This window comes from Desulfobulbus rhabdoformis (assembly GCF_016919065.1).
Lineage (GTDB): Bacteria > Desulfobacterota > Desulfobulbia > Desulfobulbales > Desulfobulbaceae > Desulfobulbus > Desulfobulbus rhabdoformis.
Window position 1 is genome coordinate 51,173 of record NZ_JAFFQA010000027.1, and the last position, 21,492, is coordinate 72,664.

Annotated in this window: 18 protein-coding genes; 17 read left to right on the forward strand and 1 reads right to left on the reverse strand. The window is 52.7% G+C overall.

All coding sequences use genetic code 11. From position 1 onward, the window contains the following. Nucleotides 1–25 precede the first annotated feature (25 nt). Nucleotides 26–1,108, reverse strand: coding sequence for an ADP-ribosylglycohydrolase family protein (locus JWJ90_RS14540; RefSeq protein ID WP_205227956.1), 1,083 nt, complete (start codon nucleotides 1,106–1,108; stop codon nucleotides 26–28). Between the two features lie 455 nt (nucleotides 1,109–1,563). Between JWJ90_RS14540 and JWJ90_RS14545 the strand changes: the two genes are divergently transcribed. The 17 genes from JWJ90_RS14545 to JWJ90_RS14625 all read left to right on the forward strand — a co-directional run bounded on the left by JWJ90_RS14545 (nucleotide 1,564) and on the right by JWJ90_RS14625 (nucleotide 21,392). After that, the gene (locus JWJ90_RS14545) at nucleotides 1,564–3,888 is read left to right on the forward strand and encodes an esterase-like activity of phytase family protein (protein WP_205227957.1); all 2,325 of its coding nucleotides are present in this window, start codon (nucleotides 1,564–1,566) and stop codon (nucleotides 3,886–3,888) included. Nucleotides 3,889–4,419: 531 nt separating this feature from the next. Beyond that, on the forward strand, nucleotides 4,420–6,444 hold the full coding sequence (locus tag JWJ90_RS14550) for a PAS domain-containing sensor histidine kinase (RefSeq protein ID WP_205227958.1): 2,025 nt from the start codon (nucleotides 4,420–4,422) through the stop codon (nucleotides 6,442–6,444). Continuing rightward, nucleotides 6,445–7,233 carry a PAS domain-containing protein gene (locus JWJ90_RS14555; protein ID WP_205227959.1) on the forward strand — a complete coding sequence of 263 codons (789 nt, stop codon included), beginning with the start codon at nucleotides 6,445–6,447 and terminating at the stop codon, nucleotides 7,231–7,233. Then, nucleotides 7,230–9,029 carry a sigma-54 dependent transcriptional regulator gene (locus JWJ90_RS14560; RefSeq protein ID WP_205227960.1) on the forward strand — a complete coding sequence of 600 codons (1,800 nt, stop codon included), beginning with the start codon at nucleotides 7,230–7,232 and terminating at the stop codon, nucleotides 9,027–9,029. The genes JWJ90_RS14555 and JWJ90_RS14560 overlap by 4 nt, the downstream gene beginning before the upstream one ends. Nucleotides 9,030–9,277: 248 nt before the next feature. Further along, on the forward strand, nucleotides 9,278–10,228 hold the full coding sequence (locus JWJ90_RS14565; RefSeq protein ID WP_205227961.1) for an IS1595 family transposase: 951 nt from the start codon (nucleotides 9,278–9,280) through the stop codon (nucleotides 10,226–10,228). After that, nucleotides 10,225–12,084, forward strand: coding sequence for an ATP-dependent zinc metalloprotease FtsH (ftsH, locus tag JWJ90_RS14570; protein ID WP_205227962.1), 1,860 nt, complete (start codon nucleotides 10,225–10,227; stop codon nucleotides 12,082–12,084). The genes JWJ90_RS14565 and ftsH overlap by 4 nt, the downstream gene beginning before the upstream one ends. Continuing rightward, nucleotides 12,081–12,602 carry a cytochrome c3 family protein gene (locus JWJ90_RS14575; protein ID WP_205227963.1) on the forward strand — a complete coding sequence of 174 codons (522 nt, stop codon included), beginning with the start codon at nucleotides 12,081–12,083 and terminating at the stop codon, nucleotides 12,600–12,602. The genes ftsH and JWJ90_RS14575 overlap by 4 nt, the downstream gene beginning before the upstream one ends. Before the next feature lie 30 nt (nucleotides 12,603–12,632). Continuing rightward, nucleotides 12,633–13,559, forward strand: a complete 927-nt coding sequence (locus tag JWJ90_RS14580; RefSeq protein WP_205227964.1) for a 4Fe-4S dicluster domain-containing protein — start codon at nucleotides 12,633–12,635, stop codon at nucleotides 13,557–13,559. A 3-nt stretch (nucleotides 13,560–13,562) separates the two neighbouring features. Next, nucleotides 13,563–14,816, forward strand: a complete 1,254-nt coding sequence (locus JWJ90_RS14585; RefSeq protein WP_205227965.1) for a polysulfide reductase NrfD family protein — start codon at nucleotides 13,563–13,565, stop codon at nucleotides 14,814–14,816. Nucleotides 14,817–15,044: 228 nt separating this feature from the next. Next, nucleotides 15,045–16,475, forward strand: coding sequence for a hypothetical protein (locus JWJ90_RS14590; RefSeq protein ID WP_205227966.1), 1,431 nt, complete (start codon nucleotides 15,045–15,047; stop codon nucleotides 16,473–16,475). Nucleotides 16,476–16,864: 389 nt separating this feature from the next. Continuing rightward, the gene (locus JWJ90_RS14595; protein ID WP_205227967.1) at nucleotides 16,865–17,062 is read left to right on the forward strand and encodes a hypothetical protein; all 198 of its coding nucleotides are present in this window, start codon (nucleotides 16,865–16,867) and stop codon (nucleotides 17,060–17,062) included. Between the two features lie 78 nt (nucleotides 17,063–17,140). After that, the gene (locus JWJ90_RS14600) at nucleotides 17,141–17,443 is read left to right on the forward strand and encodes a hypothetical protein (RefSeq protein WP_205227968.1); all 303 of its coding nucleotides are present in this window, start codon (nucleotides 17,141–17,143) and stop codon (nucleotides 17,441–17,443) included. A gap of 607 nt (nucleotides 17,444–18,050) precedes the next feature. Continuing rightward, the gene (locus JWJ90_RS14605) at nucleotides 18,051–18,248 is read left to right on the forward strand and encodes a hypothetical protein (protein ID WP_205227969.1); all 198 of its coding nucleotides are present in this window, start codon (nucleotides 18,051–18,053) and stop codon (nucleotides 18,246–18,248) included. Between the two features lie 80 nt (nucleotides 18,249–18,328). Then, entirely contained in the window at nucleotides 18,329–18,631 is a 303-nt protein-coding gene (locus JWJ90_RS14610) for a hypothetical protein (protein WP_205227970.1), read from the forward strand. A gap of 453 nt (nucleotides 18,632–19,084) precedes the next feature. After that, nucleotides 19,085–19,540, forward strand: a complete 456-nt coding sequence (locus JWJ90_RS14615; RefSeq protein ID WP_205227971.1) for a MarR family winged helix-turn-helix transcriptional regulator — start codon at nucleotides 19,085–19,087, stop codon at nucleotides 19,538–19,540. 251 nt (nucleotides 19,541–19,791) lie between these two features. Beyond that, complete coding sequence (gene istA / locus JWJ90_RS14620) at nucleotides 19,792–21,036, forward strand: IS21 family transposase (protein WP_205227978.1); 1,245 nt, start codon at nucleotides 19,792–19,794, stop codon at nucleotides 21,034–21,036. Then, nucleotides 21,024–21,392 (forward strand): ATP-binding protein, encoded by a 369-nt coding sequence (locus tag JWJ90_RS14625; RefSeq protein WP_205227972.1) that lies wholly within the window; start codon nucleotides 21,024–21,026, stop codon nucleotides 21,390–21,392. Before istA ends, JWJ90_RS14625 begins: the two co-directional genes overlap by 13 nt. The last annotated feature ends 100 nt before the right edge of the window (nucleotides 21,393–21,492 follow it).

Genomic DNA, 21,492 nt, shown 5'->3' on the forward strand with positions numbered 1-21,492 from the left:
AAAAAAAACATCGCGAATCCAGGTGTTATTCAGACTCTGACTGTTCAGCCAACCCGGCGGTAAGCTGCATAAGGCGCCCCCCTTCCTCCAGTCCCTCTATAAAACGCTTGGGAATATTGTTGATGCCCACCTGAGCACCGCAGAGGGCTCCGGTGAGAATCGCCCGTGCCTGATTCTGCCCCCCACCGTTGACGGCATGGAGGATGCCCGCTTCAAAATCATCTTGAAACCGGGCTGCCAGATAATACGAGGCGGGCAGGATATGATAGATAGCGCAGGGCATGCCATACAGCAGGGAAACCTTCCAGGCTGGTTCGATGGAAATGTCGGGATCTTTGGCCGCCCGAGCAATAAAGGAAGGAGTCAAAAGGGCATCGGGAGAGGAAAACTGCCCGGCGCCCGTCTTCTCGGGCTGGCCCGGTTTTGGCGGTTGCAGGTTGCCCTGGGTCACGGCATGAAATGGCAGCTCACCATTTTTGACCTGCTCCATCAGGTTGCGCGAAATATTTTCATCCAACGGGTCACCACAGACAAGACGCCCCAGTACGGCTGCGTACGCCACAGTCATGGCCACCAGCATCTCATCGTTTTGAGTCAGCAGGGTGTTCTCGACCACATTCTGGACCAGATCGCCTGGGTGCCTGGCATAACGAACCGCCAAAGCCAGTATTCGCTCAATAGCTTCGGTGGTATCGGCCTTGCCCCCTGTTTGCTCCCAGCTCACCCGCCCCAACTCACGCTTACGCCAGGTTTCACGTATAGACTGACTGGTATAGCCACCTGGACCGGAGTAAGGGGTGCCATCGAGGTAGACAAAGAGTTTTTCCTCAAGGTGCAAACAAAAATCCCCATGATCGTACTCTCCATGAGCCACCAGGGATTCAATCATCAACTTGAGGATATATCCGGACTGGGAGAGCTGCCCTGCCTTGGAGCCTTCATGGTAACGGCCAGGCTTGGGATCGGTATAGTCGCTGATCCAATCTCCGTAATCCTTGCGCAGTTCCTCCAGGTCATAATACCAATGCGGGCCAAGGGCCAGGGCATCACCAATAAACGCGCCCATTAATGCTCCCTGCGCTCGCTCCTGCCAGGTTATCGTTTGCATAAAATCCCTCCTGTACCATCTGTCTTCGGGAAATAATCCAGAATCCGTGACAACGGGTAATTGCTTACAGATTCAGGGGGTCTTGAATAATTAGATTTTTCAATCAAGGTCAAGGCATGTGAAAAATTTTACCGCAGGCATATACATGATATCGGAGTCTTCGCTTACCTCCGAGGGATAAAATTTTTCGCATAACGCAGAGATTGGCAGAAAAAGCAATTATTCAAGATTCCCTTCAATATTAATCTTATTGCTAGTATAGCGCAGGTCAATGGAAACAAGAGAATTTTTCTCCAATCGTGCAAAAAGCCATGAACGATCAGCTTGTGGTGCGGCCCGGTGGAGAACTCTAAAAAGACATTCTTTCTTAACAGTGAGTTAACCCTTTTATAATAAAATATTTTTAAGGAGCATGAGTCATTTCTTTTCCCCCATTCCAACAGGAGAGTTCCTTTATGCACAACAAAAAATTTCAAACCTTCCTTCCAGGGTTGCTGGTCACGGCAATCCTGAGCACCCCATGGACCGTGGACCAGGCGATAGCCGCCTCCGGCAAAAACGCTCACTTCCAACGAATTGCCACCTTTGCCAATTATACGAATAATGGCCCCCAACATCTCAAGCAGGAAACCGTTTCCGAGATCATTGCCGCCACAAAAGATGGCATGACCCTGGTCTATACCGATAGCCCAGGCAAGCAGATTGGCTTTGTCGATATTGCCGATCCAGGGAAGCCTGCTGCCAAAGGGGTCGTCGCCGTGGGGGGAGAACCGACCTCTGTGGATGTCTTAGCAAACCGCTTTGCTCTGGTTGCCGTCAACACCAGCGCAGATTACATCAATACCGGTGGTGAGCTGGTGGTTGTCGACATTGCAACACGGGCGATCGTCCGCCGTATTGATCTGGGAGGTCAACCCGATTCCATCAAAATAAGCCCTGATGGACACTATGTTGCCATTGCCATTGAAAATGAACGCAATGAAGATATCAAGATACATGAGGTGAAAGGTGGCCTGCCGCAAATGCCAGCCGGTTATCTAAGCATTATCGATCTACAAGGTAATCCAGACAGCTGGACTCGAAGGGATGTCGCTCTAACAGGGCTGGCTGCTTACGGCAGCGATGACCCCGAGCCGGAGTTCGTCGATATTAACACCAAGAACCAGGCCGTTGTCACCATGCAGGAAAACAACCATGTTGCGGTCGTTGATCTCAAGACAGGCAAGGTGATTCAGGATTTTTCAGCAGGCAACACCACCCTCCATGGAGTTGATGGAACCAAGGACAAAATTATTTCCTTAACAGAAACGCTGAGGGATGTTCCCCGTGAGCCTGATGCAGTCAGTTGGGTGTCTCTTGGTCAAAACCAGGAGCTCATCGGTACGGCAAACGAGGGTGATCTCTTTGGCGGCAGTCGTGGCTTCACTCTTTTTAGCCCTGCAGGTGATATCCGTTTTGACAGTGGCGCAAGTTTAGAACATCTTGCTGTGGAGAATGGACACTATCCCGAGAAACGTTCCGCCAAAAAAGGGACCGAACCCGAGGCCATAGAATTTGGCCACTATAACCAGGGGGATTACCTCTTTGTTGGTTCCGAGCGCGGGAGTTTTGTTGCAGTCTACTCCATGAATGGCTCCCAGCCCCTGTTTCAGCAAATACTCCCTGCACCGCTGGCCCCCGAAGGAATCCTTGCACTTCCCCAGCGCAACCTGTTTATCGCCAGCGGGGAAGGAGATACGCCTCCCTACGGTGTCCGCTCCACCATCATGATTTATCAACTGCAACCAGGACGGGCCGATTACCCGCAGATACACTCTCAAAACATTGCCGGCACCCCTCTGCCCTGGTCCGCTCTCTCCGGCATGGTGGCAGACACAGGCAACAAACTTTTGGCTGTCTGGGATTCTTTTTATAGCAAAAGTGCCGTTTTGACCATTGATGCGGGAAAGAAACCCGCCCTCATTACCCAGTCCACTCCCATTACCGGTGGCAGCGGTAACTACGATCCGGAAGGCGTTGTCATTGCTCCCGACAACACCCTCTGGATCGCCAGTGAAGGCAAGATGAAGAAACGGCCCAACCTGCTCATTCAGCTTGACCGGGAGGGTCATGTCCAGAGAGAAGTCGGGCTTCCTGATGAAATCATCGCCTGTCGGCAGGCCAGCAGCGATAAAAAAACCCTGAATTCAGGTTTTGAAGGAGTTTCGGTACTTCCGGAAGATGATGGAAGCTACAAGCTACTGGTTGCCCAACAGCGTGGTTGGAATTACACCACGGACGAATGTGAGGCTCTTGACGATGATAATGGCGGTTTCAACAAAAATGGGGAGCCCAACAATACCCGCATCTGGGTATATGATCCAAAGCAAGAGAGTTGGGATCATTTTGCCTGGGAGCTCGCCCCTGTCCCTGAACAGGCAAAATGGATTGGCCTCTCGGAAATCACCTTGGCTCCAGATGGATCATATGTTGTTATCGAGCGAGACAATCGCACAGGTGATTTTGCCCGCAGTAAACATCTGGTTCGGTTTGAGATGAATAATGTGGGTGATGGTATCTTGAACCAGGAGGAAAAATCTCTCTTTGACCTGGTTCCGGTAATGAAGCAGTCCGGACACGGCTGGATCAGTGACAAGATAGAAGGCATTGCCATCACCAAGCAAAACAAGGTATTCGCCGTCACCGATAATGACGGCGTGGATGACTGGTCCGGGGAGACACAATTCCTTGATCTGGGACCATTCAATACGTTATTTTCTCAAGACACTTCCAAGAAGTAGGCAGGGCCTATGCCCAATGAAGTCGGGGTTTTTTATAACCCCGCTCCACGCTCGTCGGTTTTAACCGGCGGGCGTTTTTTTTTGATCACCACTGAAACTCAGCTGCACTATTTGTCGCTGGCAAAGCCCGCTCCTTGTCCGATGACATTTGGGAGGCTGTAGATACAAGGAGGACGGGCCATGCCCGCGACAGGGCGAACGGTTTACCGACTCTTTGCCTTTTGCGGAAGAGAAGTGGCACCTGGCACAAATTCTTCTTTTCCAGCGGAGCTTTGATGGTCATCATATTTTTTTATGCATTCCATGACACTGCCAAGCCTGAAGCCACGAACATTCCCTTTACCCACATTCACTCAAGGGCCTTACATCCCTTGGCACCCGGCACACCATCTGCAGTTACGGAACAGAAATCAACAAAACTGCAGCACAAGAACCACGCATGTGTGGCAATAGTGTGGTAAAAAAGCAATCGAATGCAGCACAAGCGTAGCAGGAGTGAGGTATGCCCCCTCGAAACGACATGAGTGAACTATGGATAAAGAAGCCAAACGAATAGCGCTTTATGTCCAGCGCTACAAACTGCTCCGGGAGATCGGCGAGTTACAGGTCGAACCCATGGCCAATGAAACCGCCTTTCTGACCAGGTGTTGCAGCCTGCTCCTCCAGGACCCAGAGTACTGCCTGATCTGGGTGGGACGAGAAGAAAACGGTGCAATAAAACCGCTGACAACAGTGGTCCAGGAGGGGCTCCCCACCAAGCAATGCCAGAAACTCGTCCGACAGTTAGTCCAAGAAGGTTCGCACACGATCATGGCCGCCAAGGCCCTGGCCAGCGGGTATCCCAAAAGCACCAAACTTGATCCCAAACAGAAAACAGACCTGCCCTCACTTGATGCCCTGAGTCATATCACCGGGAGCCGATCCTGCGGTTCCTGGCCCCTTGAGCACGATAACAACAGATATGGAGTACTCACGATTCACTCCATACGTGAACAGGGATTAACAGGCATCGAACTCGATTTTATCGCCAATGTGGTGGCCACCATCTCCCGAGCCCTCTACCTGCGTCACACCTCGCGCCACCTCCGCATGGAGCAGGATTTTAACTGTGAGATTGTGCAGACGGTGCAGGCACTCCTGGTCTCGCTTTCCCACTGTGGCGAAATCCTCTCCTTCAACCCCACCGCCGAGGCGGTGACCGGCTACACCGAGGCCGAGGTTAAAGGTCGATACTGGGTGGATGTGTTGATCAGTCCGGAAAACCGGGTCGAAAGCCAAAACCAATTTTCCCGGGTCCTGAAGGACAACCAGGGAGAGATGAATTTTCAGGCCGAGCTGGAAACCCGCAATGGCAGCAGGCGCATCGTTGAATGGCACGGCTCGGTACGACCGGATATAGAACAGGGCCGCGTTGGCCTGGTCCTCTTTGGCATTGATATTACGGGCCGAATGGCTACAGACCAGGCGCTCGACCATGCCCTGGCCAAGTGGGAAAACATCTTTGCCTCAGTCCAGGATCCCGCCCTGATCGTCTCGGAACAGGGGACAATTTTAGATGTCAACCCCGCAACAGTGACTGCTGCACGCAGGTCACGAGAGGAGATTATTGGTCGGGGTGTCTGCGACATTTTGCATGGCGGCAGAAGACCTGGAGCGATCTGCCCACTCGAACTCCTGTTGACCAAGAAGAAAAGCCGCATCTTTGAAACGGAATTACGTGGTTTAGGGGGTAATTATCTGCTCACGGTCAGCCCTCTCAAGCAAAACGAGGGTAACTACGGCGCTGCCCTGTTACTGGCACGCGACCTCACCGAAGAACAGCAGATGAAGGCCGAGGCGGTGCGGGCAGCTCAGCTGGCCTCCATTGGTGAGCTGGCAGCCGGTGTGGCCCATGAGATCAATAACCCGATTAACGGCATCATCAACTACGCCCAGATCCTCATCGATGCCAACGAAATTACAGAAAGTAACCATTTTCTCCATAACATCATCAAAGAGGGGCGTCGTATCGCAGGGATCACCAAAAACCTGCTTGATTTTTCCCGTAAGCGTGAAGAATCTCCGGAGATCGTCCAACTGCCTGAGCTGATGCGCCGCTGTATTGAGCTGATTGAACACCAGTATCAGATCAACGGTATAGCCCTGAGTGAAGAGTATGATCGGGAGCTGCCCCCCATGTACTGTAATCCGCAGCATCTCCAACAAGTTTTTCTGAATGTTTTCAGCAATGCCCGCTATGCTCTCAACGAGCGCTACCCGACCATGCATGTGGATAAACGTATCACCATTCAGGGGAGCCCCCACGAAAGAGACGGTCGACACTACGTCCGGGTTGCCATCACCGACTATGGCACGGGCATCGAACATGACCTCATGGACCGGCTCATGGACCCCTTTTTCTCGACAAAATCAAAAGGAGAAGGAACCGGCCTCGGATTGAGCATCAGCCACAGCCTGATTCGAGAAAACGAAGGGCACCTGCGTATCAAGAGCGAGTGGGGCAAGTGGACTACGGTTATCATCGATCTGCCAGCGGCAGAAAGGAGCGCGACATAAATGCCAGAACAGACAAAATTCATCGGCCAACTGGCCGTCCTTTTTATCGTTACAACCATTTTGCTGCTGCTCATGGACCGGCAGATGCTTGTCGGCCCGGAAGACCTGGTGCAGTGGCCCTTTGCCCTGCTTTCCCTGGTGCTGATGATAGCGCTTTTTGTGGTGGTTGCCTATCTCACCAACGGCCGCATGCAGGAACTGATAACGGAGCAGGAAAAACGCACCACCCAGCTCAACGAGCTCAATCTGGAGATAAACCAGACCAAAAACGATATGGAAGAGCGGGTTGAGCGACGGACCTTTGAAATCTCCGTGGCCAATGCCTCTCTGAACAGGGAAATAGCCGAACGTATGCAGGCGGAGTCCGAGGCACGGCGCATCAAACGGCAGATGGAACTGATCTTGGAATCCGCAGGCGAGGGGATCTTTGGTTTGGATGTGGAAGGCAAGGTGACCTTTGTCAACAAGGCCGCCTCCAAAATGCTGGGCTGGGATCCCGATGATCTGGTAGGCCAGGAGCATCACGCGCTTATTCATCATACCCGCGCCGACGGCTCCCCTTTCCCGGTGGCGGAGTGCCCCATTCACCAGGCCTACCGCGATGGCAAGATTCATTTTGGCGACGATGAGGTTTTCTGGAAACGGGATGGATCGAGCTTTCAGGTGGAATACATCAGCACCCCCATCTTGGAAAACCGGAAGCTGACCGGGGCGGTGGTGGTTTTTCGGGACCTGGTCGCCTTTAGAAAACCACTGACTCAGGGACTCAGTGAAGGAGGTGCAGTATGAACAGCGAGGAACAGAGCAGTGCCATTCTTGTTATTGATGATGAGGAAAGTCTGCGCAACACATTTCAATTCTTCCTCCAAAATCAAGGATATGGCCCGGTACACACCGCATCGACCTTTGAAGAGGCCCTGCTGGCCATCAGCAAACAGCGCTATGACCTGATCATCAGCGATATTGTCCTGGGTGGCAACACCGGCATAGATATTCTTAAACGGGTACGAGAGATGGGACTCTCCTGCCCGGTGGTGATGATCACCGGCTATCCCACCGTGGAGACCGCCTCCGAAGCCGTGCGCCTGGGGGCCTTTGATTATATCCCCAAACCGGTGGATAAAGAGGCCCTGCTCAAGACTGCCCGTATCGCCCTGCGCCAGTACCAGCTGGAACGGGGGCAACAGAAGGCAGAACAGGAACGGGAACGCTACCGCGCCTTTCTCGAGACGGTCTTTACCAGCGTGACCGATGCCATTATCACCCTTGATCAGAACCTGGATATCAAGGAGGTCAACCCCGCAGCCAGACTCCTGTTAACTGAGTTACACCCCGGCCTGCTGGACCAGGGCACCATCGTTCCCTTCTGCAGCCAGGAAGACTGTGCTGCCTTGAAAAAAGAAGTCCTCCGTGTCTTGAAGACCGGTCAGGAGGGCAGCGCCCAGCTCTTTGAATGCCAGAACCATGAACGGCGAAAAAAAATGTTGAGCGCCTCGGTTGCCCCCTTAAAAGATGGCGCGGGCGGGGCCGAGGGAGCGGTTGTGGTTATCCGTGATTTAACCGTACCGGAACAGAGCATTTCTGGAAGGCGGCAACAGTTTCATCGGTTTCTTGGCAGCAGTGATGCCATGCAGTCGGCCTACACCCTGATAGAAAATGTGGGCAGGGTTGATCTGACCGTGCTGATAACCGGGGAATCAGGTACCGGCAAGGAGTTAGCTGCCGAGGCACTTCACCAGGAAAGTCATCGCCGGAATCGCCCCCTGGTCAAGGTTGACTGTACGGCCATCCCGGAATCACTCCTGGAAAGTGAACTTTTCGGCCATCGCAAAGGTTCTTTTACCGGAGCGGATCGTGATCGCATGGGCCGCATACTCCAGGCTGACGGAGGCACCCTCTTTCTTGATGAGATTGGGGATATTTCACCAATGATGCAGCTGCGTCTGCTGCGTTTTCTCCAGGAATCCACCTTTTATCCCGTGGGCCAGGACACTCCCATTCGAGTGGATGTCCGCGTGCTGGCAGCTACCAATGTTGATCTCAAAGAAAAGGTCCGGGCCGGTGAGTTCCGCGAAGATCTCTATTTCCGGTTGAGGGTCATAGACGTTATTTTACCCCCCCTGCGTGATCGTGGCAACGATGTGCTCATGCTGGCCAACCACTTCATCGAAAAGGTTGCCGTCAAGGTGGGCAAACAGTTTGGAGGCATTTCCGATCAGGCCAAACAACTCCTGCTGAACTACCCCTGGCCGGGCAATGTGCGCGAACTTGAACATGTGATTGAACGGGCCTGCGTCCTCTGCGAAGGCACCACCCTCTCGGCGGATCAACTCCCGCCGGAAATTCGCAATCCCGCCCAGCCCCAGGTCAACATCCCCACGGCTGCGCCCATGCAACCGACCACAGTGCAACCAGCGCAACCGGTCCCGGAGCAAGATCTCTCTCCCAGCGAGCGTATCCTCCAGGCCCTGCGCAAATCCGGGGGCAACAAGGCAAAAGCGGCCCGTATCTTAGGCATTGATCGCACCACGCTCTATCGCAAAATTCGAGAACTGCAGCTCGACCTCTCCCAGCTTGACCTGTAGCCCCTCAGCACCACGGAACTGTTGCAACAACAGTGTAGCATTGCAACAGTTCCGTGGTGCACTTAGCCTTCATCAAGCCTTGTGCAGCCCAAGCAGCCCTCCAGCAACAACCCCCTCATTTAACCACATAATTAGATAGATACCTCCAAAAACAGCAATCGCACGCAACAGGCTTGAGCTGGCACCTCCCATGCAAACGTCCGTAGCCAAGTGGATAGGTACATTTCCCTCCCCCTTGGACAGGACGCATGGAAAAAACAGAGCCGCAACAACAGCAATCTATTCTCCAGGCCTTTGATCGCCTCTTCCCCGATGAAGAGGCCTGCATTGGCTTTCTCTTTCCGCTCCGCTGGCCGCAGGGGTTCATTTGCCCCTTTTGCCGGACCCGCCATCCACAGATGACGCCAAGACGCTACCCGGTTTGCCCCCATTGCGGCAACCGCAGCTCTCTGACCACCGGCACCCTGATGCATGGAGCCAAAAAACCCCTGCGTGACTGGCTTCTGACCATCTGGTGGTTTAGCGCAGCGCCCATGGATGTCAGCGCCAAAGAACTGCAACGTCTTTTAGGACTCTCCTGCTATCAGACCGCCTGGACCTGGCTGCAAAAACTGCGGTTGGCCATGGGCCAGGCTGATAACGTGCCCTGCAAGGGAGTCGTGGAGGTTATCTGCGATACCGTGGTTCCGGCCAATGAACGCAAAGAGAGGGCCTTGGTGCTCACAGCTGCTGAAATAGTGCTCTCACTCAATATTACCGGTCGCATTCGTATGCGCCACATTGAACGCCTCAATCACGAGGCGTTGATGCTCTTTCTCAAAGATTCAGTGCAGCCCAACTCGACCCTGCTCACAGCCGATAAGCGCATTGTCGAGCTCATGCCCGAGGTCGGTGCCTATAATCTTGCACCGGTTCAGGCCTCCCCCTCATCCAACCAACCAAGCCGAACCGAAGAACTCGGTCGCAGTTTTGAGGCCTGTCTCCATACCGTCCACCGAGGCGGCGTCACCATCAAACATCTGCAGCTCTATCTCGATGAATTCTGTTTTCGCAACAACGCCTCCCTCCTCCCGGATCAGCAGTCTGTTTTTCGCGCTCTGCTCGGCGGCGTTCTTGCGGAATCGATCAACGACTACCGCCGGGTTGTTCAGTCAGGTGCCCCCTTGCAGGGACGACAGGGCAAAGGAAGGTCGCAATGAGAAATCCTATTCAATGGGGTCTGTGGCTGTTGACCATCACCGCCATCGCCGTATTTGGTTACAATGTCTATCTGCGGGAAACCACTCCCCCCCAGCGGTCGTACAATGAATTTTTAAACGATCTCACCCAGGACAACATCAACACGGTCCACCTGCATGGACAAAACCTGACAGGAACAGACAGCGCCGGGCGTCCCTTTGGAACCTTTGTGCCGGATGTAGCCGCCTTAACCCCCCTTTTAGTCGACCATAAGGTGACCATCACCGGGGAACCGGTCCTGCCTTCAGAGAGCTCGGAGATCTTTAAAATCCTACTCCCCTTTGTTCTTATTCTTGGTGGCTGGCTCATTTTCAGTAAACGCTCACTCTCCTCGGCATTTTCAGGAGGCGGCAAGGGCTCCCGCTTCACTCCTATCAAGGGTGACCGGGTTACCTTTGCCGATGTCGCCGGTATCAACGAAGCCAAGGAAGAACTCCAGGAAATCGTTGAATTTCTAAAAAATCCTGAAAAATACAGTCGTCTTGGCGGTCGTATTCCCAAAGGAGTGTTGCTCCAGGGCTCACCGGGAACCGGCAAGACACTGCTGGCCAAGGCCATTGCCGGTGAGGCCTCGGTCTCCTTTTTCTCCATAGGTGGCTCGGACTTTGTCGAGATGTTTGCCGGTGTAGGTGCCTCACGTGTGCGCGAACTCTTTGCCGAGGCCAAAAAGAGTACCCCCTGCCTGATCTTCATTGACGAAATCGATGCCATTGGCGGTCGTCGCTCCGGGGGCCAGTCCACAGGCTCAAATGATGAGCGTGAACAAACCCTCAACGCCCTCTTGGTCGAGATGGATGGGTTTGCCTCCCATGAAACGGTCATTATGATCGCCGCCACCAACCGGCCCGATATTCTGGACCCTGCCCTGCTCAGGCCCGGACGCTTTGACCGCCGCATCACCATCCCCCTGCCCGATGTCAAAGGTCGACTCAAAATTCTCGAAGTCTATGCCCGTAAAATTGTCACCGCCCCCGACCTGGACCTGGATACCATTGCCCGGTCTATCCCTGGTTTTTCAGGGGCCGAAATAGCCAACCTGGTGAACGAGGCCGCGCTCAATGCCGCCCGCTACGATCAGGAGATGGTCCGTGCCGAGGACTTTGAGCTGGCCAAAGACAAAATCATAATGGGCCTGGAGCGACGCTCCATCGTTGTCAGCGAGCAGGATCGCCGAGTCACAGCCTACCACGAGGCCGGACATGCCATCGTTGGCCTGATGCTCGATGAGACCGACCCGCTGCACAAAATCACCATCATTCCTCGTGGCCGTGCCATGGGACTGACTCAGCAGGTCTCCATTGATGACCGCATAACCTATTCTCGGGAATACCTGCTCAACCGTATTTCCATTCTCATGGGGGGACGCGCTGCCGAGTCCGTAGTCTTTGGCCGTCTCACCACCGGCGCCTCCAATGATATCGAGCACGCCACTGAAATCGCCACCCGCCTTGTCTGTGAATGGGGCATGAGCCCAACCATCGGCCCCATTGCCTACCGCAGAAGCGGTGAAGGATTCCTTGGGGATGCATCCCAGGGAAAACCGCACAGCGAGATGATTGCCCAATCCATTGATACCGAAATCAAGCAGTTGATCGGTGGCTGTTATGACCAGGCCATTGATCTTTTAAAGAAGCACAACCGGTTTCTCCATGAATTCGCCGAGGCCCTGCTCCTCTATGAAACCATGGACGCCGAGCAGGTCGATATCGTCTATCGCCACTATCTCAAGGAACGCGAACTTGAACGCTTATTAACGGAAAACGGAGGAACGCATGATCAAGCGAACAATCATCAAAAAACGGAGGTTCACCCATGACCATTAACCCCAAGGCCGTGCTGGCAGCCGCCATAGTGCTGTTGGCCGGGACATTGCCCACAACCGGCCTGGCACTGGAACAACTCGATGCCCCGGAAACGGTGACCATCGACGCCATTTCCAAGCTGTATGGGCCTGTGGAATTCAGCCACAAACGGCATTCACAGCTTGCCCGCTGCAAAGATTGTCATCACCACACCACAGGCCAGCAGGACATGGATCCCAACTGTATCCGCTGTCACGCCAACTCGCCTGAGAAGATGGTCGTTTCCTGCAAGGACTGCCACACCAAGAAAATGTTTTATCCCGAGCAGGTCACGGCAACCGACAACCCCAACCTCTATCACATTGACAAGCCAGGGATCAAAGGCGCCTACCACCTCAACTGCATTCCCTGCCACGTGAAAAAGAACGCGCCTTCCGGCTGCGAAGGCTGCCATGCCATGACCGATGCCGGCAAAAAAATGTTTCGCACGGATGTCAAAGGCAAGGCCGAAGGGGCAAAACATCACGAATAAGCACGTATTCAACTATAGAGGGAATATCGCATGAAAACTTTGATCAATCGGAGAAAGTTCCTCCAGGGCGGCATCGCCGCTTCTGCTGCGGCAACCGTCTCCCTGGCAAAAAAATCACAGGCTGCCCATTTTGAAGGGTATCCCGATTCCATGGGCGTACTGGTCGACCTGTCCCGTTGCGTTGGCTGCAGAAGCTGCGAGGCTGCCTGCAACCAGGAACAGAACCTGCCTACCCCGGAAAAACCCTTTAACGATTTTTCCGTATTCGATGAGATGCATCACGGCCAGAAACGGCGTACCGACGAGACCGCCTATACCGTGGTTAACCGTTACGACGTGCCCGGCATGGATCATCCCCTGTTTCGCAAGATACAGTGTAACCACTGCCAGGAGCCTGCCTGCCTGACCTCCTGCTTTGTCAACGCCTATACCAAGACCCCGGAAGGCGCAGTTATTTACAATGCCGATGTCTGCGTTGGCTGCCGGACCTGCATGGTGGCCTGCCCCTTCTACATCCCCACCTTCCGTTATTCCAGTGCCTTTCATCCGCGGATCATGAAATGCATCTTCTGCTACGACACGCGACTGAGCAAAGGCAAACCACCGGCGTGCGTTGAGGCCTGCCCTCAGGAGGCTCTGACCTTTGGACGCCGCAACGATGTTCTCAACATGGGACGGCAACGTATCCGTGAAAATCCCGATAAATATGAAGATCATATCTACGGGGAGCACGAGGCTGGCGGAACCGCCTGGATGTATATTTCCCCGGCCCCCTTTGACAAGGTTGGCATGGACACCACGGTTCCCAAAGAGCCTATTCTTAATTTCGTTAAAGACTTCCTGGCGATTGTCCCCATGGTTCTGACCATCTGGCCGGCCCTCTTTACCGGGATCCACCTGCTGGCGACACGTAAGGACAAACTGGAGCAAAGCAAAAAAACCGAGGGGGAGGTCTAAACCATGTTCACTTTCAGCCAAAATAAGCAAGAAGTGCCCATTGTCTCCCATCATAACCCTGATGGGAACCAATGGACAATTAAGGAAAAACTCTGGCTGGGCTTGAGTCCGGACGAATACAAGTCCCAGATGTTGCGTAACCCGGTCAACTGGGCACTGTTTGTAATCTTTGCCGTTGGCCTGCCGATTTTGCTTCAGCGTTACTTTTTCGGTCTGGATACGGTCACCCATGCATCCAACGACTATCCCTGGGGCTTGTTTTTGGGCTTTGGCCTCTTTGGTATGGTGCCCCTGTCCGCCTCCGGTTTTCTTTTAGGAACCACCGTTGAAATTTTTGGCCGTAAAGATTTTGTGCCCATTGAGCGTCTGGCCCTGCTTAACGGTCTTTTGGGGTACTTCTTTGCAGTTGTCTACCTTGAAGTCGATCTTGGTATGCCCTGGCGACTCTATTACCCCATGTTCGTCTCCCTGGGACCGGCGGCTGTCCTCTTCCTGGTCGCCTGGCATGTTGCCACCTACCTCTCGGTGCAGGTTGCCGAGGTGTCCTCAGCTTTCTTTGAATGGATTGGCTGGCTCAAAGGAAAACGTTTTATCAAATCCATTGCTATCGGCCTGACCGTTTCCGGTATTATCCTCTCCACCCTGCATCAGGGTGCGTTGGGTGCACTCTTTACCTATGCGCCCTCCAAGGTCCACCCGCTCTGGCTCTCAGCCAACTTTCAATGGATCCACTTTTTCTGCTCCGCCATCTTTGCGGGTCTATCCATGGTCATTGTCGCCTCGACCCTGTGTAAACATTTCATGACCTGGCGCTGTGACCGCCGCTTTCTCGATAACGTCGACCGCTGCACCATTGGCCTGGGTAAGGGCTGTGCCTATGCCCTGATCACCTACCTGGTCATCAAACTGGTGGGTATTGCCCATGACAACGAGTGGGCCTACCTGCTCACAGGCTGGGGCCAGTACTTTATGCTGGAAATGGCTCTGGCGGTGCTGCTGCCCATGTTCCTCTTTGCCTACGGCGTTAAGCATAACATGGTGGGCATGGTGCGTTTTGCCGCGCTGATCAGTGTGCTGGGCGTTGTCTGGAATCGTCTCAACACCGCACTGATCTGTTTTAACTGGAAACTCTATCAGGAGATTCCCCACTGGAAGGAGGTCTGGATCACCATCATGATCTTCGCCCTCTACTTTATCACCTACCGTTTTATCCTCTATCGCCTGCCTATTCTTTATGAATGGGAAGGTGAAAAATAACCCCTGAATCCGTGACGGCGGGTGGTGACTGAATAACCTTTTCTCTGAACAAGACGAAAATTTTTCAGTTTCCCCGCCGCCCTTTGGGGCCAGCATCTTACGCAGGCTGCGCAAGCTTGTATGAACAAAAAAAGCACCAAGGTGCCCCATGAAACGTGTGAATGCGGAATTCGGCCGCCAGACAGCCTCTTTTCTGGTCGGATTCCGTATTCCTCGTGGAGGTAGACCGTGATCGAGTCCACAAAACGGATCAAAGCCCAAAAAAGCTTCCTCAGCAAATGGCCCCTGCATCGAATTTTTCGGACCACAACAGCTCTGGTACTGATCTTTTTTTCTGTCATCCTTATTCTTGGGGTCCGTCAATACCTGCTCTATAACCAGTGTCGGCAAGCTGTGGCAGCCGGCGATCAACTGCTTTTTCAATTTACCACGGTCAAGGATCACCTGAACGAGTCGCTGGTCAAAGGACAGGAGATCAACCTGCAAAATCTCAATAAAGAACTCCAGCTGCTCAACAACGACGTGAATGAACTTTCGGCGAATTTGCTCGTTCCCGAGGGATTAAAAGGATCTCTCCCCTCACGGGTCGATCTGGTTGGCATAGAAGTGAAACTGCGCTCAATTCAGGAACAACCCCAGGGCAATAATCAAGAGACGGTGGCCCTGATACGGACGCTGGGAGAGATGAATCTTGGCTTGCAGCAGTTTCGCTTCGGCCTGGGCGATCACACCCAGAGGATATTACTGGGGTTGCATAAAATTATTGCAGGCGCGCTGGGATTAATGGTGGTGCTCTCCTGCACCCTGCTTTACCGGCTCAACCAATCTCTGACAGAACCGTTGATGGCCTTGTGTGACGCTTCTGGAGTCGAAAACGGCGCGAGTTGCTCGTTCATTGCCCTGATTGAAAAGATTGAGTGGTTGCAGCAACAGGTAAATCAGCAGCCAGCCTCCCAGGCAGAAAATATGCCTGAGGATCCGATAGCCCTGGCCCAACGCTATCGCAGTACGGTACTTGGCGTTATGGGGACAGAACTTGCCAGCGAGTTGACCAATCGAATCAACGGTGTACTCAATTACACCCAGACTCTGGTTGATGTTGAGGGAAAAGAAGAGGGACCACAGCTGCGTAATGATATTCTGCCGCTGTTACTGCACGAAGAAAAACGTGCTGCCGAAATGGTTGGCATCATGCAACGTGTCGGCCAGTGGCAACCTACACGGCCTTCTTCCATTGCACTTGAGCGTGTCTTCACTCAGATCTGTCTTCTGCTGGATAAACCGCTCCGCGCAGAATCTGTAACATTGGACATACCACTCAAGACGAAAATCGAGGCACTGGTTCCTGCTGGTGATCTTTGGCTGATTCTTCTGACCCTTCTTGACCAGGGACGCCGCTCCCTGAAAAAGGCTACCAACTCAGATTCTTCACCAAAAGAAATCCACCTGCGCCTGGAATCAACAGCACAGGCTGAAAAAATCCGACTTGAATTGAGCAATAGCAGTGGCGGCTGGATTGAAGGAGCCCCTATGCTTTGGCCGAAGCGAGAATTCTGCGAACGACTGCTGCAACAGCATCACGCCACGCTGGAAGAACAGGTGAAAGGTTCCAAACTCAACCTGATCATCGAGCTTCCCTGCCGCGATTCTGTAGCTTAGCAGTTTATTAGCCGCCCTCCCCCATACAAACCTGTAGCAGCGTATCCCCCTTCCCCGGGGAGCTGCTACAGGTTTTTCTTTTTTCTGCCACAAAATCCGCAGCACCACCCCACCTATCTGCTCCAAAGCGCAACACTAACGCTTTCACCTGCCACGCCACCGCCACACCATTGCAGTAAACCCGTTGCGCAACACAGGAGACGCCACAGAGCTGTTGCAGCGGTTTCGCCGCATTTCCCCAACCGCTTCACATATTTTTTTATTTATATTTCAAATAGTTATAAAAATATTCCTAATTTCTCAATCTAAGTTTTCTCATTGGCACCATTGATGCTGTAACAAAGGCAAAAGCAAAAATCGCAAGCCGATCATTCTCTAAGGAGGACACCATGACAACACAAGTTATCAATAAAACCGAGAGCAAAACTGACGTCGCCCAAGAAACCTCCAAATTCACCGTTCGCATCGTTATGGCCATGGCAGCAATCATTGGTGTATGGGCTGTTGCCTGCCTCATCGGTGGACTGGCAAGTGGCGGAATCGGGGGCCTCATCCAGGGCTATATCTCCACCATCATTGGTCACTAAACAATCAATCTGTGAGCCCCTCCAGGGCTCACAGATACCAAGAATAAAAAAAGCGTTTTCTTAAAAGGAGTCCAGCACATGTCTGAAAAAAGCAGCAGCAAAAAAGCATCAACCATTATCCTTGGCCTTGGTTCTCTGATCGTTCTCTGGGTTGCAGCAGCCTTTGTAGGCGCCCTGCATCAGGCCAACTGGCAGGTGGGTGAATTAGCCCGCCAATACATGCTGGCAACGGGTATGATGAAACCGCTGCACACACTGGTTGATTTTTACACCCACATCAAAGGGGTGGAATACCTGATTTGTGTCGCTTTCTTTGTCGCCTTCCCCATCTTCTTCAAGTACGTCAACAAGGAAAAACGGCCGGTAACAGTAACTAAATAAATTGTATACAAGCCCGTCGCCAGACGGAACGCTTTAAACGCCACCCCCCCATCTGCAGCACACCGCAGATGGGGGGGTGGCGTTTGTACCCGAATCCGTGAGCATTCATCAGTGCGGCAGCTTCATCCGTCGCCCCCTTGGATTTGTTGGAAGACCATCGGGTCTCCTACAACGTAAACTAAACGGTGAGCACCAGGATTCTGCCCTTTAAAACGCCTCCAAGGCGCTCCCCATCCACGGATTTTGCCACAGCCTTGTTGCAGCCCTCCCCCTCTCGCACGTTTCCGTCACGGCCTGGTGAATCCCCGCTACACACCCCACCACATCACTCAACCTATCTCACCGGACATGCAACACAAGCGATGAGCCGTGCCACAGTTTCCCGCACATTCCACAACAGCATCGTTGCAGGCATCGGGACAAGCCACACAACCGTTGCGCGCGCATTACGGTAACCGCCTAGGGCGCCATGAATAATATCCTTTAATTACAAGAATTTAAATGAATTCACCTTTTTTCTTTCTCTCTCAGGCAGTCTGGCATCATTGCTGCTCATATAAAGGTAAAAGCACACATCGCCAGCCGATCACCCCATGAGGAGGACACCATGACAACACAAGTTATCAACAAAACCGAGAGCAAAACTGACGTCGCCCAAGAAACCTCCAAGTTCACTGTTCGTATCGTTATGGCTATGGCAGCAATCATTGGTGTATGGGCTGTTGCCTGCCTCATCGGTGGACTGGCAAGTGGTGGAATCGGGGGCCTCATTCAAGGCTACATCTCCGCCATCATCGGTCACTAAACAAATCAGTCCGTGAGCCCCTTGAGGGCCTCACGGATGCCAAGAATAGAAAAAACGTTTCCTCAAAAGGAGTCCAACACATGTCTAAAAAAAGCAGCAGCAAAAAAGCTACAACAATCATCCTTGGTTTTGGTTCTCTGGTCGTTCTTTGGGTTGCGGCAGCCTTCGTCGGAGCGCTGCATCAGGCCAACTGGCAGGTGGGTGAATTGGCCCGCCAGTACATGCTGGCCACTGGGATGATGAAACCGTTGCACACTCTGGTTGACTTTTATACACATATCAAGGGCATTGAATATCTCATCTGTGTCGCTTTCTTTGTCGCCTTTCCTATCTTCTTCAAGTACGTCAACAAAGAGAAGCAGCCGGTTGCACTCACTAAATAGACCAAGCACAGTCTCCCAGTCGGCTCCCCCACACGGCTGGAGCCCCAAAGCTCTATCTGCATGATTGCAGGTAGAGCTTTTTTGTCAGCGGTCCAGGGCACCGTATCGGCGGTGTTAGCGGACGTTTGTGTACTGTTGAACACTGTACAGCCCAATGCCTCGCTTCGAGGGCACCCGCAATCGCTTACAGGTCCGTGAATGCCTCCACCTTTAGCGCCTCCCCCACTCAGTTCCCCTTTTTGACCTCTCGGCACAATTCCCGTGGACAAACACCCTGTTTTTCTTCTTCAGTAAGGAAGGGTTCATAGAATGCATTAACCGACTGGTGAGAAAAACATATATAGGGTATATTGACGCATTATCTCACCATGCTTTACAAATAAGCAAAAGATCGTAATAACAGGATGTTTCCCAACAGGGTGTGGAACTCCAAAGTTTGCTGCAGGAAAAAGAATGCCGAACAATCCCCATATTGAAATCATTACCAGAATCCGAAAACTTTCAAGATCACTGGATAAGTATTCAAAATACCTGGATAATAAATATCATGTAACCCTACCGCAGCTGCTTTGCCTCAATGAAATGCATGCCCATGGCAGTACCTCACTGTCCAATCTGACCCGCAAACTGAATATGAATAACTCTGCCCTGACCGGCATTGTTGATCGACTGGAAACCAAAGGGCTGCTGCAACGTATACGCCAGAGCCATGATCGCCGTACAGTCTATATTGATTTCACGGATACAGGACGTCAGTACGCAGAGCAACTTTTGCAGGTTCTTGAGACAGACTCTTTTTTTGATGCCAATAAAATCACCACTGATAAACTTGCCTTTATCGTCGCCTCGCTGGATCAGATCATCAGTTCTTTTGACCCGGAGGTAAAAAAAATCGAGTTGGCCAGTTAACACCTTGGTGCTCTCTTAGCCCTTGCTTCTTGCTGTCCCCCTGCCCCCAACCTGAATCTGTGACAGCAGATGGATGGTAAACCACCTGTGCTGGTACTGGTGTGCGGCTTGCCCTAAGAGGGAAGGTCTTTTTTGTTGTCAGTGGCAAAATAAAACTGTACCAAAAATGGCGATGAAAAGTGTACCACCTCCACCGACTGCCTATCCTTTTATAAGAGGAGGTGGCAGCCATGATAACCAAGGAGGAGTTTATGGACATCATCGCACTACATCGCCAAGGACTGAGCATGCGTGCCATTGCCAGAAAACTGGGAATGCACCGGAATACCGTCAAAAAGTACATCGAGGGCAGCACCATGCCTGGATATGGTCAGTCATCCAAACGGCCTTCCATTCTCGATCCATATCGCCAACTAATCGACGACTATCTGGCCGAGGATGACTATCAAGCCACCTGGCTGCACGACCGTTTACTACACCTTGGCTATCAAGGTTCCTATAAGACCGTTCAGGAGTATGTACGCACGGTGAAGGACCGCCGCACTCGTTTGGCCTACAGCCGTTTTGAGACCGAGCCCGGTCTCCAGGCCCAGATGGACTGGGGCGATTTCCAAATTGCTAATCCCGACGGAACCACAACAACGGTTTACCTGTTTTTGATGGTGCTTGGATTCAGCCGGACCTTATATCTGGAGTTTGTCGATCGCTGCACCCTGGAAGCCTTTCTCGACTGCCATCAGCGGGCCTTTGCCTTTTTCCAGGGCGTTCCCGCCGAAATTCTTTATGACAACATGAAACATGTGGTCATTAGCCGGTCCGGAAACAAAGCGATATTCAACACCGAGTTGCTCCACTTTGCCCATCATTACGGCTTCCAGCCCAAGGCCTGCCCGCCGTATAGCCCATGGGTTAAGGGTAAGGCGGAACGCCCCATGGACTATGTGCGGCAACGGTTCTGGCGTGGTTACCAATATACCACCCTCGAACGGCTGAACTGTGATGTCCTGTCCTGGCTGGAAAGAGCGAATCAACGCCGTCATGGTACGCATGGGCAGTCGGTCGCCGAACGCTGGCGCCAGGAAATCCCGGTATTGGGCCGGTTGCCATTAACCGGTTACGACACCTCAATCAAGGTAGTGCGCAAGGTCTACAAAGACTGCCTGATTGCCTACAACGGCAACCGCTATCTGGTCCCCGCAGCCATGGTCGGTCGCAAAGTCTTGCTCAAAATCAAACAAGGGGTAATCCGTATCTATGACGACCATCTCCTCCTTGTCACGTACCAGGAGGCCGCTGGTCGCAACCAACTGATTGGCGACAAGCTGTTTTACGAACAGCTTCAGCGGGATCAGGAGCAGAATCGGCGCAAATACGGCAAATCCAAAGGCAAGGCAACCCGAGGCTTGAGCACGAGCAGTCTCTTTCCCCAGGTGGCTCAACGACCTTTGTCCGAATACGAGAAATACGCCCAGGGAGGTAAGCCATGGAACAACTGACCTTGGACCGGCTGCACGATAATCTCTCTCGACTCAAGCTTACCCGAGCTGCAGAACTCCTCGATACCGTCATTGAGCAGGCGACTGCCCAGAATAGCTCCTATCTCGGCTTTCTCGATCATCTCCTTGAAGAAGAGGTGGCGGCCAAAGAAGGGCGGCGGATCCAAACGGCTATGAAAACAGCCGGACTGCCCGCCTCCAAAACCATCGAAGAGTATGACTTTTCCTTTCATCCTCAACTCGACCGAGGTGCGGTTATGGAACTGTTCGACCTCACCTTTATCCCCAACAAGGAGAATGTCATCTTCCTTGGTCCTCCAGGTGTCGGCAATTATGCCAAGTTTTTAGTTATGTAAAGTTGCCAGGATATTTCGTTCAGTCGCAGTGTTGAGAGTTCCAAAAACTTTACATAATATTTTAACCGCAAAGTTCAGAAAGCCAGGACATCAGGCCCTT

What these genes read in the sequence shown, in the direction of transcription:
- JWJ90_RS14540 (WP_205227956.1), bottom strand. Translation starts at nt 1,108, where the DNA reads ATGCAAACGATAACCTGGCAGGAGCGAGCGCAGGGAGCATTAATGGGC.
- JWJ90_RS14545 (WP_205227957.1), top strand. Translation starts at nt 1,564, where the DNA reads ATGCACAACAAAAAATTTCAAACCTTCCTTCCAGGGTTGCTGGTCACG.
- JWJ90_RS14550 (WP_205227958.1), top strand. Translation starts at nt 4,420, where the DNA reads ATGGATAAAGAAGCCAAACGAATAGCGCTTTATGTCCAGCGCTACAAA.
- JWJ90_RS14555 (WP_205227959.1), top strand. Translation starts at nt 6,445, where the DNA reads ATGCCAGAACAGACAAAATTCATCGGCCAACTGGCCGTCCTTTTTATC.
- JWJ90_RS14560 (WP_205227960.1), top strand. Translation starts at nt 7,230, where the DNA reads ATGAACAGCGAGGAACAGAGCAGTGCCATTCTTGTTATTGATGATGAG.
- JWJ90_RS14565 (WP_205227961.1), top strand. Translation starts at nt 9,278, where the DNA reads ATGGAAAAAACAGAGCCGCAACAACAGCAATCTATTCTCCAGGCCTTT.
- ftsH (WP_205227962.1), top strand. Translation starts at nt 10,225, where the DNA reads ATGAGAAATCCTATTCAATGGGGTCTGTGGCTGTTGACCATCACCGCC.
- JWJ90_RS14575 (WP_205227963.1), top strand. Translation starts at nt 12,081, where the DNA reads ATGACCATTAACCCCAAGGCCGTGCTGGCAGCCGCCATAGTGCTGTTG.
- JWJ90_RS14580 (WP_205227964.1), top strand. Translation starts at nt 12,633, where the DNA reads ATGAAAACTTTGATCAATCGGAGAAAGTTCCTCCAGGGCGGCATCGCC.
- JWJ90_RS14585 (WP_205227965.1), top strand. Translation starts at nt 13,563, where the DNA reads ATGTTCACTTTCAGCCAAAATAAGCAAGAAGTGCCCATTGTCTCCCAT.
- JWJ90_RS14595 (WP_205227967.1), top strand. Translation starts at nt 16,865, where the DNA reads ATGACAACACAAGTTATCAATAAAACCGAGAGCAAAACTGACGTCGCC.
- JWJ90_RS14600 (WP_205227968.1), top strand. Translation starts at nt 17,141, where the DNA reads ATGTCTGAAAAAAGCAGCAGCAAAAAAGCATCAACCATTATCCTTGGC.
- JWJ90_RS14605 (WP_205227969.1), top strand. Translation starts at nt 18,051, where the DNA reads ATGACAACACAAGTTATCAACAAAACCGAGAGCAAAACTGACGTCGCC.
- JWJ90_RS14610 (WP_205227970.1), top strand. Translation starts at nt 18,329, where the DNA reads ATGTCTAAAAAAAGCAGCAGCAAAAAAGCTACAACAATCATCCTTGGT.
- JWJ90_RS14615 (WP_205227971.1), top strand. Translation starts at nt 19,085, where the DNA reads ATGCCGAACAATCCCCATATTGAAATCATTACCAGAATCCGAAAACTT.
- istA (WP_205227978.1), top strand. Translation starts at nt 19,792, where the DNA reads ATGGACATCATCGCACTACATCGCCAAGGACTGAGCATGCGTGCCATT.
- JWJ90_RS14625 (WP_205227972.1), top strand. Translation starts at nt 21,024, where the DNA reads ATGGAACAACTGACCTTGGACCGGCTGCACGATAATCTCTCTCGACTC.